Raw genomic sequence first — 13,503 nt, 5'->3', positions numbered from 1 at the left:
CCCGCTCGGCGGGTTGCCTCCGGCACGTATCGTGAGTGGTTGCGGACCGTACGGAACGGGAACGGGCTGTCCCAAGAACGGAACTGACCGACCGTAGGGCCGGGGGAGGCAACGTGGACGACTACGCGGGACGGGTCCTCGCCGACCGCTACCGCCTGCCCCTGCCCCCCTCCGACGAGTACGAGCTGACCGAGAGCCCGGCCTTCGACACCTACAGCGGCCAGGAGGTCCTGGTCCGGCAGGTGCCGCTGCCGGAGGTCGTCGAGGCCGAGGTGCTGGACGCCGAGGGGCTGCCCGAGGGCTTCACCGCCCGGGACGGCGCCGCGCGGCGCGGCGGGGGCGTGTCCGGCGGCGGCCGCGGGGCGGTGCGCCGGCCCGCCGACCCGGTCGTGCGGCGCGCCGTGGAGGCCGCGCAGGCCGCGGCGGCCCTGCCCGACCATCCGCGCCTGGACCAGGTCTTCGACGTGTTCGCGGAGGGCGGTTCGCTGTGGATCGTCAGCGAGTACGTCGCCGCCCGCCCGCTGGCCGCGCTGCTCGCCGAGAAGCCGCTGTCGCCGTACCGGGCCGCCGAGGTCGCCTCCGACGTGCTCACGGCCCTGCGCGTGCTGCACTCCCACGGCTGGGTGCACCGCAACGTCACCGCGCGCACGGTGCTGGTCTGCGACGACGGCCGGGTGATGCTCACCGGGCTGGCCGCGGGCGCCGCCGAGGAGGCGCTGTGCGGCTACGACCCGGTGCCGCCCGCCGACGAGGAGGAGGGACCGGAGCGGGGCGCGGCGCTCGAGGCGCTCGGTCCGGGGGCCGGCCCGGACGGCGGACGCGGACCGGCCTGGCCGCCCGGGTCCACCGCCGGCCCCGATCCGGACGCGGCGCGCCGCGCGGCCATCGAGGCGCGGGCCGGACGGCTGCCGGGCGGCCAGGCCGGCGCGCCCGGCGACCTCTCGCCCGTGGTGGCGCCCCGCGCCCTGGACAGCGCGGGCGACGTACGGGCGGCGCGGGCCGGGGCCATCGCCGCGTACCGCGCGGGCGCCCGGGCCGCGGCCCGTGTGCAGGAGGCCCAGCAGGGCTCCCGCGCCGCGCTGCCCGGCGCGCGGCCCGCACCCGAGGAGGGCGGCGAGCAGCAGCGGCCGACGCCCCCGGGACAGATAGCCGACCCGTACGGGGTGGCCGCCCCCGGCTGGCACGGGGCCGCACCCCGCATCGGCGCGCAGGCGAGCGGCGCCCCGGCCGTACCGGGCCCCGCCTCCGCCGCGTCCGCAGGCCCGTCCGGGGCGCCCGCCGCCCCCGCCGGCCGCTGGGACGAGCCCGCCGCACACGCCCCCGCCCGCCGGGGCCCCGCCACCGCGCTGGCCGCCGAGCGGGCCCGGCAGGCGCGGATGGCCGTCGTCGGGCCCGTCACCGAGCGCTGGGCGCCCGAGCAGGCCGGCCCCGTGCACGAGAACTGGCAGCTCGCCGCGCCCATCGGACCCGCCACCGACCTGTGGGCGCTGGGCGCGCTGCTGTTCCGCGCCGTGCAGGGGCACGCCCCCTACCCCGAGGAGTCGACGGCCGAGCTGGTGCAGATGGTCTGCGCCGAGCCGCCCGCCTTCGCCGAGGAGTGCGGCCCGCTGCGTCCGGTCGTGGAGTCGCTGCTGCGTCAGGACCCCACCGAGCGGCCCGACTTCGAGGAACTGCGCGGCTGGCTGCGGTCGCTGGTGCGGTCCGCGCCCGAGCCGGAGGCGGGCCTGAACGTCATAACGGCCCCGCCGGTGGACGTGGGGCGTCTGCCGGTCGTACGGCGCCGGGGCGAACTCGTGCGCAAGCGGCGCGCCGGGCTGCCCGCCCGCCACGGGCGGCACAAGAAGGCCGCGCCGCGCGGCGGTTCGCCGCGGCACCTCGGCCGCACCCTGCTCCTGCTGGTGCTGCTCGCCATGGCGGCGGCGATCGCGTACGCGGTGCTGTTCCTGCCGAAGGCCGGTGAGGAGACCACCGGAGCGCCCGCCACCGAGCGCACCGGGACCACGGGTGGCGCCGCGCCGGGCCCCTCGGACGACGCGGGCCGCCCGGACAGCAACAACTCCCCGAGCGGGGGCGGCAGTCCGCGCAGCAGCTCCGAGGAGTCGGCCGGCTCGGACGAGACCCGGACCACCGGACCCGAGGTCGCCGACGGCTTCACCCTGCGCAAGGACCCCGAGGGCTTCCAGGTCGCCGTCGCCGAGGGCTGGCAGCGCACCGGGAAGAACGGCAGCGGCCAGGTCGTGTACTCCAAGGGCGGCTTCGAACTCATCGTGGTGCCGGGCCGGGACAGCGCCCGGCAGTTCGGCAGCGACCCCATGGCCTACCAGCGGGACGCCGAGCGCGAGCTGCAGCCGTACCGCGATTCCAGCTGGGCCACCTCCACCGGTCTGAAGACCATCGAGGTGGGCGGACGGGTCATGGCCGAGGGGCAGTTCACCTGGACCGGCGACCGGGGCGAGCTGTACGTGCGCAACCTCGCCGCGCTGATCGACGGCCGCTACCACGTGCTGCAGGTGCGCGGCCCGGACGGCGAACGGGACGAGGTGACACGGATCTACGAGCAGGCGGCCGCGACGTACCGGCACACCGGCTGACCACGGACGGAACCATGAGGGGCGGCGCGGGACGGGGGCGCGACAAACCATCACAGTGCGGTCTCCTTGGCACCCCCTCGGTTCCCAGGACGGGCCGGGGTACCTACCCTGGCCCTGTCAAGACCATTGCGGGGCAACGTGAATCAGATGCAGGGCTCGCTCGTCGCGGGACGCTACCGACTCGGCGAATCCATCGGGAGCGGTGGCATGGGCCGGGTGTGGCGCGCACACGACGAGGTGCTGCACCGTTCCGTCGCCATCAAGGAACTGACCGCCGCGCTCTACGTCTCCGACAGCGAACAGGCCACCCTGCTGGCACGCACCCGGGCGGAGGCGCGGGCCGCCGCGCGGATCAACCACTCGGCCGTCGTCACCGTGCACGACGTGCTGGAGCACGACGGCCGGCCGTGGATCGTCATGGAGCTGGTCGAGGGCCGCTCGCTGGCCGACATGGTGAAGGAGCAGGAGCGGGTCGAGCCCCGTGAGGCCGCCCGCGTCGGCCTGTGGGTGCTGCGTGCCCTGCGCGCCGCGCACGCCGCCGGCGTCCTGCACCGCGACGTCAAGCCCGGCAACGTGCTGCTCGGCCGGGACGGCCGGGTGCTGCTCACCGACTTCGGCATCGCGCAGATAGACGGCGACGCGGCCATCACCCGCACCGGCGAGGTCGTCGGGTCCGTCGACTACCTGGCGCCCGAGCGGGTCCGCGGCCACGACCCAGGCCCCGCGTCCGACCTGTGGGCGCTCGGCGCGACCCTGTACACGGCGGTGGAGGGCGTCTCGCCGTTCCGCCGCACCTCGCCGCTCACCACCATGCAGGCCGTCGTCGAGGAGGAGGCCGAGCCGCTCCGGCACGCCGGGCCGCTCGCGCCCGTCATCAGCGCGTTCCTGCGGAAGGATCCGGCCGCCCGGCCCGACGCCGCGACGGCCGAGCGGATGCTCGCCGAGGCGGCCGAGGGACGCCGGCCGGGGGCGGCGCAGGAGTACGTGCCCACCCGGGCCGTCGACGCCCACGTGCCGCTGCCGCGCCAGATCGGGCCGCACCCCGGCGCGGGCGCACTGCCGTACGCGACCGGGACGCCGGCCCGCCCGCAGGGGAGCGGCTCCACCGCCGTGCAGACGCCGTACGGGACGCCCGCGGTGTCGCGCCGGCGCTCGCGCGGGCGGATGGTCGCCCTGGTCGTCGCGCTGGCCGCGATCATCGGCGGAGGCACGGCGGTCGTGCTCCAGCAGCAGGACGACGGGGGCCGCACCGCGGCGGGACCGACCGCGGCCCCCGGCGCCGCGGTGACGCCCGGCGTGTCGGACACCGGCGGGACCGCCTCGGGCAGCCTGCCCGAGGGATGGGTGCGCCGCAGCGACCCCTTCGGATACACCGTCGTGCTGCCCGGCGAGGACTGGGAGCGGGTGGTGTTCGACGAGGAGACCCGGCAGGTCGACTACACGCCCGACGGCGGCGAGCACTTCCTGCGCATCGCCGTCGACGACGCCCCGGACTTCGACGACCCGTTCGACCACCTCAGCGACCTCGACCAGCAGGTCGGCGGGCGTCTCGTCGACTACGAGCAGATCGAGCTGAAGCGCCTGACCTACCGCGACCGCCCGGCCGCGCGCCTGGAGTACGGCTGGACCGCGCTGCCCGAGGACACCGAGTTCCCCGGGCCCTACCGGGCGGTGGACCAGATGTACATCACGCGCGACGGCGTCGAGTACGCCCTCTACATGGCCGGTCCCGCCGAGGACTGGGAGACGACCAGGCAGCAGTTCGAGACGATCCTCAGAGGCTGGCGCGAGCCCTGACCGCCCCCGGCGTGCGCGGACGTGCGCCCGTTGGCCGAATCGCCGTACCGGAGCGGACACATCCGGTGGGGCATGATGGGCGCATGGTGACCGAGGGGGAGCCGGACAACGGGACCGGCGGGGGCAACGCCCGCGTCGTGGCGGGACGTTACCGCTTGGAGGAACTGCTCGGACGCGGCGGCATGGGCGTGGTGTGGCGGGCCACGGACCAACTGCTCGGCCGGGGGGTCGCGGTGAAGGCGCTGCCCTTCGACGAGACGCTCACCGCGGCCGACGCGCGGCGGCAGCGGGACCGCACCCTGCGGGAGGCGCGCGCCCTGGCCCAGCTCAGCCACCCGAACATCGTCGTCGTGCACGACGTGGTCGAGGACGACGAACGGCCGTACATCGTACTGGAGTTGATTGACGGGCCGTCCCTCGCCGAACGGCTGGCCGCCGAGGGGCCGGTGGACGCGGCGGAGGCCGCGCGGATCGGCGTCGACCTGCTGGGCGCGCTGCGCGCCGCGCATGCCGCCGGGGTGCTGCACCGCGACCTCAAGCCTGCCAACGTACTGCTGGAGAACGGCACCGACCGGGTGCTGCTCACCGACTTCGGCATCGCCCAGATGCCCGGTTCGACCACGCTCACCGAGAGCGGGTCGTTCGTCGGCTCGCCCGAGTACACCGCCCCCGAGCGGATGTCGGGCGCGCGGACCGGGCCCGAGTCGGACCTGTGGTCGCTGGGCGCGCTGCTGTGCGCGGCGCTCAGCGGCGAGTCGCCGTTCCGCCGGGACTCGCTGAGCGGGGTGCTGCACGCGGTGGTCGTCGACGAGATCCGGCCGCCCGCGCAGGCCGGGCCGATCCTGCCCGTGGTGCTCGGCCTGCTGGAGCGCGACCCGGACCGGCGGCTGGACGCGGACCGGGCCGAACGGATGCTGCGCGCGTTCCTCGCCACCGGCCGCACGCCCGGGACGGCCCCGCTCGGTCTGCTGCCGGACCGCGACCCGCTCCGCCGCAGGCTGCCGCTGTGGCGGGAGGTGCCGGAGCCCGGCCCGCAGGGCGCGCGGGGCGGGCGTGCCGTGCGGCTCCAGCCCACCCGGGGTGCGCTGGTGGCCGCGCTGGTGATCGCCGCGCTGGCCGGGGCGGGTGTGTCCGCGGGGGCGCTGCTGCTCCAGGACCGGAACGGCGAAGGGGGCGGCGGCACGCCGAGCACCACGGCGCCGGGGACCCCCGCGCCCGGGTCGACGCCCGGGCCCGTACCGCCGTCCACCGCCCCCCGGCCCCCGGCGCCGTCGTCCCCGGGGGCCGGGGCGGGTGATGTCTCGTCCACGCCCACGGGTGGTCCGACGTCCGCGTCACGGGGGTCCTCGGCGTCCGCCTCGGCCGCATAACCACAGAAAAACGGCATAGGTCGCGGCGTGGGTCACGGGTCTGTGACCGGTGGCGACCCGCTGTGGAGCGGCGGTGGTCCGGCACGATATGGATGGACCCATGAGCAGTGACGGGGGAGCCCGCAACGAGGCCGACGAGCCGACCAGTTTTGGTCTGCAACCGCCCAACCCGAACCCGCCGAAGACCGTGCCGCACCCCGGCAACCCGTACGCGGCGCCGACCGTCGTGGTCCCGCCGCAGGGGCACGGCCACGACCGGGCGCAGCACGCCGCGCCGGACACCGCTGCCGCGCCGGACGGCGCGCGGGGGAGCGGACCGCAGCAGGCCGCACCCGGCCCGGCGCCCGCTCAGGACCGGCCCGGCGCGTCCGCGCCCGACCCCGGCGCCGGGCGGCTGATCGCCGGCCGCTACCGGCTGCTCGCCAAGCTCGGCCACGGCGGCATGGGCACGGTGTGGCGGGCCAAGGACGAGACGGTGGACCGCGAGGTCGCCGTCAAGGAGCCCCGCGTCCCCGACCATCTTCCCGAACGTGAACGGGCCAACGCCTTCGAGCGGATGCGCCGCGAGGCCCGCGCCGCCGCCCGGCTCGACCACCCCGCCGTGGTCAGCGTCCACGACGTCTGTGTGGTCGACGGCCGGCCGTGGATCGTGATGGAGCTCGTCCAGGGCCGCTCGCTCGGCGCGGTGCTCCAGGAGGAGGGCACGCTCTCCGCGCGCGAGGCCGCCCGCGTCGGCCTGGAGGTCCTCGGCGCGCTGGAGGCCGCCCACGCGGCGGGCGTCCTGCACCGGGACGTCAAGCCGGACAACGTGCTCCTCGGCCGCCACGACCGGGTCGTCCTCACCGACTTCGGCATCGCCCAGATCGAGGGCGAGACCAACCTGACGGACACCGGCGGCTTCGTCGGCTCGCCCGAGTACATCGCCCCGGAGCGGGTGCTGGGCCAGCGCCCCGGCCCCGCCTCCGACCTGTGGTCGCTCGGCGTGGTGCTGTACGCGGCGACGGAGGGCGTGTCGCCGTTCCGCCGCAGCAACACGCCGGCCACCCTCCAGTCCGTGCTCAACGCCACGCCGGCGCCGCCCGCCTCCGCGCAGGGCCCGCTGGCCGGCATCATCACCGCGCTGCTGCAGAAGGACCCGGCGCGCCGTCCGGACGCCGCCCAGGTCCGGGCCGCGCTGGAGGCCGCCGCGAACCCGCCCGCCCCGCAGCCCGCCCAGGTGGCCACGCTGCCCGTGCCGGGCCGCGAGGGCGGCGTCCGCATCGGCCGCAAGACGCTGCTGGGCCTGGGCGCGGCGGTGGTCACGGCGGCCGTCGTGGTGGGCCTGGTGGTCGCGGACCCGTTCGCGGGCCCGCTGCCCGACGGCTGGAAGACGTACGACCTCGGTGACCGGGCGGGCGTGTCCCTCGCGGTGCCCGAGCAGTTCGTGAAGGACGAGCCGGACGACGACGCCGACGGCACCGTCGTCTCCTTCACCGACCCGAGCGGCATGGTGCGGATCGAGACCGACCGCGACCTGAAGTCCGAGGACGAGGACGGCAAGCTCATGGCGTCGGCCTCGGAAGAGGCGTTCGAGCACTGGAACGACCTGCGCGACGGCGAGTACGGCCGGGGGATCGCCGGCGACCCCGCGCCGCAGGGCCGGCCGCGCGAGACGACCTACAAGGACCGGGACGCGGCGACGAACACCGTCGTCTACACGACGACCACCACGCCGGCGGTGCAGCGGGAGGTGCAGCTGCTGTACTACCGGAACGAGAACGGCGACATGTACACCCTCCGGGTGGACTACCCGGCCAAGGGCTACTTCACCGAAGAGGGCCGGGAGATCGCCCGCACGGTGACCGACTCCTGGGACGTCCACACGCTCTGACCGCACGTGACCGTGCACCCGTCGGCGCCTCGGGGCGCCGACGGCGACAACGCGCTGATCAGCGGCTTCGTTGCCAGCGTTCACTGGCGTTGTGTGAGCCCTGCGGGAATCTGTTACCGACGGGTACACAAAGCGTGCGCCCCGGCATACCCTGCGCCTCATGACGGACGCGCAGACCCGGGAAACGACCGGCACCAATCCCCTGGCCCCCGCCCCCCGGGGCGCCCGCACCGCCGCCGACGTGGTCACGCCGGAACTGGTCGCCCAGCTCACCAAGGGCGTGCCGGGCTCCGGCCGCACCGCCAACCACACGCCGTTCACCGGCGAGAAGCTGGCCGACCTGCCCGAGTCGACGCCCGAGGACGTGGCGAAGGCGTTCGAGGCGGCCCGCGCCGCCCAGGCCGTGTGGGCGCGGATCCCGGTCCGGGAGCGCGCCGCCGTGCTGCTGCGCTTCCACGACCTGGTGCTCGACCGCCAGGCCGAGGTGCTGGACCTGATCCAGCTGGAGACCGGCAAGGCCCGGCTGCACGCCCACGAGGAGGTCCAGGCGGTCGCCGTCGCCGCCCGCCACTACGGCCGCCGCGCCGCCGCCTACCTGCGGCCCAAGCGGCACACGGGCGCCGTGCCGGTGCTGACGAAGGTCTCCGAGCTGCGCCACCCGCGCGGGGTGATCGGCCAGATCGCGCCGTGGAACTACCCCCTCGAACTGTCCGTCGGCGACGCGCTCCCGGCGTTCGTCGCGGGCAACGCCATCGTGATGAAGCCCGACACCGAGACCTGCCTGACCGCGCTGTGGGCCCGTGACCTGCTGATCGAGGCCGGGCTGCCCGCCGACGTGTTCCAGGTGGTCCTCGGCGAGGGCCCGGTCGTCGGCCCCGAGGTCGTCCGGCACGCCGACTACGTGTCCTTCACCGGCTCCACCCGCACCGGCCGCGAGGTCGCCCAGGGCGCCGCCGCCCGCCTGGTCGGCGTCTCCCTCGAACTCGGCGGCAAGAACGCCATGCTCGTGCTGGAGGACGCCGACCTGGACAAGGCCGCAGCCGGCGCCGTCCGTGCCTGCTTCTCCTCCGCCGGCCAGCTGTGCATCTCCATCGAGCGGCTCTACGTCCACGAGGCGGTCGCCGACGCCTTCCTGGAGCGCTTCGTCGCCCGCACCAAGGCGCTGCGCCTGGGCACCGCCCTCGCCTACGGCGCCGACATGGGCTCCCTGGTCGGGCAGCGCCAGCTGGACGCGGTGACCCGGCACGTGGAGGACGCCGTCGCCAAGGGCGCCACGGTCCTCGCCGGCGGCACCGCCCGCCCGGACATCGGCCCCTACTTCTACGAGCCGACCATCCTCGACGGCGTCGAGGCCCCGATGAGCGTGTGCACCGAGGAGACCTTCGGCCCGGTCGTCTCCGTCTACCGCTTCTCCTCCGACGACGAGGCGGTGGAGCGCGCCAACGAGACGCCGTACGGGCTCAACTCCTCGGTGTGGACGAGGAACGCCCGGCGCGGCCGGGAGATCGCCGCCCGCCTGCGCACCGGCACCGTGAACGTCAACGAGGGCTACGCGCCCGCGTACGGCAGCGTGCAGTCGCCGATGGGCGGCATGAAGGACTCCGGTCTCGGCCGCCGGCACGGCTCCGAGGGGATCCTCAAGTACACCGAGGCCCAGACCGTCGCGCAGCAGCGGCTGCTGCCGATGGCGCCGTCGCTCGGCATGGACGACGAGAAGTACGCGGCCTTCATGAGCCGCAGCCTGCGCCTGATGAAGGCGTTCCGTTTCCGCTAGGTCCTCCGCCCGGCCCGGTCCCGGCGCCACAGCTTCGAACGAGAGCTTTCGACGAGGAGAGCACGTGTCACAGGAGAACTCCGCTCCCGCCCCCGACGACGACGCCGGCTACGACTACGACGTGCTCGTCGTCGGCTCGGGCTTCGGCGGTTCCGTCTCGGCGCTCCGGCTGACCGAGAAGGGCTACCGCGTCGGCGTGCTGGAGGCCGGCCGCCGCTGGACCCGCGCGTCGCTGCCGAAGAGCTCCTGGGACCTGAAGAACTACCTCTGGGCGCCCAGGCTCGGCATGTACGGCATCCAGCGCATCCACCTGCTGGGCAACGTGATGGTGCTGGCGGGCGCGGGCGTCGGCGGCGGTTCGCTGAACTACGCCAACACCCTGTACGTCCCGCCCGCGCCGTTCTTCGAGGACCCCCAGTGGGGCGGCATCACCGACTGGCAGGAGGAGCTGGCGCCGTACTACGACCAGGCGCGGCGCATGCTCGGTGTGCGGCTCAACCCGACGATGACCCCCTCGGACGTGCACCTGAAGGCGGCGGCCGAGCGGATGGGCGTGGGCGACACCTTCCACATGGCGCCCGTCGGGGTCTTCTTCGGCGACGGCGAGGACGCCGACGGGTCGGTGAAGGCGAAGCCGGGACAGGAGGTGCCCGACCCGTACTTCGGCGGGGCGGGGCCCTCGCGGCGGGCCTGCGCCGAGTGCGGCGAGTGCATGACCGGCTGCCGGCACGGCGCGAAGAACACCCTCAACGAGAACTACCTGTACCTCGCCGAGAAGGCGGGCGCGGTCGTGCACCCGATGACCACGGCGGTGTCGGTGACGGAGGACTCGCGCGGCGGGTTCGCCGTCGCCACCCTCCCCACCGACGACCGCCGCAGAAGCAGGGGCCGTACGTTCACCGCGCGCCGGGTGGTGCTGGCCGCCGGCACCTACGGCACGCAGACGCTGCTGCACCGGATGCGCGCGGGCGGGCAGCTCCCGCACCTCTCGGACCGGCTGGGCGAGAGGACCCGCACCAACTCCGAGGCGCTGGTGGGCGCGCAGACCGACGACCGCCGCTACCGCAAGGTCACCGGCGAGCCGAAGGCCGACTTCACCCGCGGCGTGGCCATCACCTCCTCGATCCACCCGGACGAGAACACCCACATAGAGCCGGTCCGCTACGGCAAGGGCTCCAACGCGATGGGCTCCCTGTCGATCCTCCAGGTGCCGTACGCCGACCAGTCCTCGGGCGCGGCCCGGGTGCTGGGCTGGCTGGGCAACGCGGCCCGGCACCCCTGGCTGATGCTGCGGTCGCTGTCCAACCGGCGCTGGTCGGAGCGGACCATCATCGGCCTGGTGATGCAGTCGCTGGACAACTCCCTGACCACCTACCTCAAGCCGTCCGGGGTCGGCCGCGGGCTGCTCACCGCGCGCCAGGGGCACGGCGCCCCGAACCCCAAGCAGATCAAGGCCGCGACCGACGGGGCGTCCGCGCTGGCCGCCGAGATCAACGGCTTCCCCGGCTCCAACGTCGGCGAGCTGACGGGCATGCCGCTCACCGCCCACTTCCTCGGCGGCTGCGCGATCGGCGACTCCCCCGAGACCGGTGTGATCGACCCGTACCACCGGCTGTACGGGCACCCCGGCATCACGGTCGTCGACGGGTCGGCGGTCTCCGCCAACCTCGGCGTGAACCCCTCGCTGACCATCACCGCGCAGGCGGAGCGGGCGATGTCGTTCTGGCCCAACGAGGGTGAGGAGGACCCGCGTCCGGCGCAGGGGGAGGCGTACCGGCGGCTGGCGCCGGTGGAACCGAAGTCACCGGCCGTGCCGGCGAACGCGTTCGGCGCGCTGAAGCTGCCGTTCCTGGGGATCCCGGCGGTGCCGCCGAAGAAGTAGCGCACACGCGCGGGAGAAGAACGCGAGAGGAACAAGGGGAGCAGGAGGAGCAGGAGGAGCAAGGGAAAAGGGGGAAGGGACCTGTGCCCCCCTCCGAGCTCAGGTCCCTTCCCCTTGTTCCGGGCGCCGCCGCGCGGGCGGCCGGTGTCACGCCTCGGTGCCGGCCTTGCGGCGGCGGACGACGAACAGCGCACCCGCGCCGGCCACGACGGCCACGCCGCCGACCAGGCCGATCATGGGCAGGGCGGAGCTGGAGCCGGTGTCGGCGAGGCTGCCGGTGACCGTCACCTCGCTGACCTTCTCGAGCTCCTTGACGCCGCCGGTCTGCGGCTTGGCGTCGTCCGGCTCACCGGCGTCGGAGCCGGCCGCCAGGATGTCGAAGAAGTAGATCCAGCCGTTCGGGTCGTCGGCGATCCAGCAGCCCTCGGTGTCCGAGTACTCGGCGAAACCGCCGGTGAGGCCGAGCGCGTCCGGCACCGTGCCGCTGACGGAGAGCCGCAGCTGGTACGAGACGGACTGGCCGGCGCCCAGCGAGAACGCGGCGAACGTGGCGCCCTCGCCCGCGGCGCCCGCGAGCGTGTTCCACCTGCCGGCCGCCTTGTCGTACGCCTGGACCGTGATGCGGCCGGAGTAGTCGCGGACGTCCTCCCAGCCGACCGCGGCGACGCCGATCAGCGGCTTGATGTTCTTGATCTCCTCGTCGCCGCGGTTGGAGACGTCGAAGGAGAACGTGGTCCAGCCGCTGCCCGCGACGATCGTCTCGGGCAGGCCGGAGAGACCGCTGCGCAGGTCCTCGCTGAGTCCGGCCGTGCTCTCGCCGTTCTCGTCGACGCAGAACTCCGTGTCCTCCTCGGCCGGAGCGCTCGCGCTGGGGCTCGATGCGGGGGCGGTGGGCGACGCCGAGGTGGTGGCGGACGGGGAGGACGACGCGGAGCCGTCGGTGCCGTCGTCGTTCCCGGTCTCGTTCTCGTCGTCGTTCCCGGTCTCGTCGGTGTCCTGCTCCGGCTGTCCGTCCTGCTCGCCGGTGCCGGGCTCCGTGGACTCCGTCTCGGCGGGGCCGGCCGCCGGGGCGGACGGGGCGGTCGTCTCCGTCTCCGTGGACAGGGTCGCGGAGGCGGAGGACGTGGGGTCGGTCGCGTGGGCGGCCGGGGCCGTGAGGAGGGCGGCCGGGACTATCGCTGCCGTCGCGGCCGCTGCGGCCAGGGCACGGCGAAGCTTCATGAAGACCTCGGTGAGCTCGGTGTGCCGCACGGTGGCGGCACGGGTCGAAAGGCGCCTTCGTCTGGGGCGCACGGGGTCTGATCCGTGAGATGTCGGTGAGTTGGATCATCGACGCCCGCGGACGGTTGTCCTGGAACTCACAGAATCTTTACGTGATGTGGATCACGTGCGGTCGGGGTGACCGCTGGCGTGGGCTCACCGCCCACCACGATCACACCGAGCGGCGTCACACCGAGCGGCGTCACACAGAGAGACCGCCGTCCCGTGGCCGAGAAGCCGTCCGAAGAGCCCCTGCCGCAGTCCGCCGTCCCTCCGGACGACGTGTGGGAGAAGTTCCTCCAGGACAGTCGGGCCGGCATCCCCGCCTCCGCGCCCAAGGAGCCCTCCGCCCGGGCCCGCGGGGTGACCGAACGGCTGCGCGCCATGGACGAGGCGCGGGCCGCTGCGGCGGGCGGCCGTCGCGGCCGGTTCGGCAGGAGGAAGCCCGCCGCGCCCGCCCAGCCCGAGGGGTGGCGCACGGGGCCTGCCTGGCAGGAGATCGACGGCCGGGCCGCACGCCGCCGCACGGTGTGGAGCGTCGTCGGCGTGCTGACCGCCGCCGCCCTGGCCGTCGTCGCCGTCGATCCGTCGGCCGCGCTGTCCTGGCTGCCCGGCGGACTCGGCGGCGGGGGCACGGAGGCGTCCGGCGCCGAGCCGCCGCCGCTCGCCCCTGAGGCCGCCCGCCCCACCGGCGCACCGGGCGAGACCCCCGAAGACGTCCCCACCCGGGAGCGGCCGTTCGCCGGTTCTCCGGCCGCCCGCCGGGCGTCGGGGGCGGACGCCCGGCGGGCGGAGGCGAAGGCCGTGAACGGGATGCCGGCCGACCGGATCGAGGACGCGCTGCGCGGCACCAAGGAGTTCCTGGTCTCCGCCAACCTCGGCCCCGCCGTGCTGAAGGGCTCAGCGATCTGCGGACCGCGCCGCCCTCGCCGGCCGGCGAGGCCCGCGACCCGTACGAC

At 75.0% G+C, this 13,503-nt stretch carries 7 protein-coding genes; 6 read left to right on the top strand and 1 reads right to left on the bottom strand.

Annotated elements, in window-relative coordinates; genetic code table 11:
- Positions 1 to 113 precede the first annotated feature (113 nt).
- From ACIQ8B_RS21900 to ACIQ8B_RS21875, 6 genes are all read left to right on the top strand, one after another.
- Positions 114 to 2,591, top strand: a complete 2,478-nt coding sequence (locus tag ACIQ8B_RS21900) for a protein kinase (protein WP_403548904.1) — start codon at positions 114 to 116, stop codon at positions 2,589 to 2,591.
- Between the two features lie 147 nt (positions 2,592 to 2,738).
- On the top strand, positions 2,739 to 4,388 hold the full coding sequence (locus ACIQ8B_RS21895; protein WP_403549022.1) for a protein kinase: 1,650 nt from the start codon (positions 2,739 to 2,741) through the stop codon (positions 4,386 to 4,388).
- An 83-nt stretch (positions 4,389 to 4,471) separates the two neighbouring features.
- On the top strand, positions 4,472 to 5,758 hold the full coding sequence (locus ACIQ8B_RS21890) for a serine/threonine-protein kinase (protein ID WP_403548902.1): 1,287 nt from the start codon (positions 4,472 to 4,474) through the stop codon (positions 5,756 to 5,758).
- A gap of 100 nt (positions 5,759 to 5,858) precedes the next feature.
- Entirely contained in the window at positions 5,859 to 7,628 is a 1,770-nt protein-coding gene (locus ACIQ8B_RS21885; RefSeq protein WP_403548901.1) for a serine/threonine-protein kinase, read from the top strand.
- A gap of 160 nt (positions 7,629 to 7,788) precedes the next feature.
- Positions 7,789 to 9,402, top strand: a complete 1,614-nt coding sequence (locus ACIQ8B_RS21880) for a succinic semialdehyde dehydrogenase (protein WP_403548899.1) — start codon at positions 7,789 to 7,791, stop codon at positions 9,400 to 9,402.
- Between the two features lie 64 nt (positions 9,403 to 9,466).
- A complete protein-coding gene (locus ACIQ8B_RS21875; RefSeq protein WP_403548897.1) occupies positions 9,467 to 11,284 on the top strand; it encodes a GMC oxidoreductase in 1,818 nt (605 codons plus the stop codon).
- Positions 11,285 to 11,431: 147 nt separating this feature from the next.
- Here the strand turns inward: ACIQ8B_RS21875 and ACIQ8B_RS21870 are convergent, their stop codons facing one another.
- Positions 11,432 to 12,505, bottom strand: coding sequence for an LAETG motif-containing sortase-dependent surface protein (locus tag ACIQ8B_RS21870; protein ID WP_403548895.1), 1,074 nt, complete (start codon positions 12,503 to 12,505; stop codon positions 11,432 to 11,434).
- Positions 12,506 to 13,503 lie beyond the last annotated feature (998 nt).

The organism is Streptomyces sp. NPDC096105 (genome assembly GCF_044763335.1).
Classification (GTDB): domain Bacteria; phylum Actinomycetota; class Actinomycetes; order Streptomycetales; family Streptomycetaceae; genus Streptomyces.
This window is presented reverse-complemented; position numbering and strand designations above follow the sequence as displayed.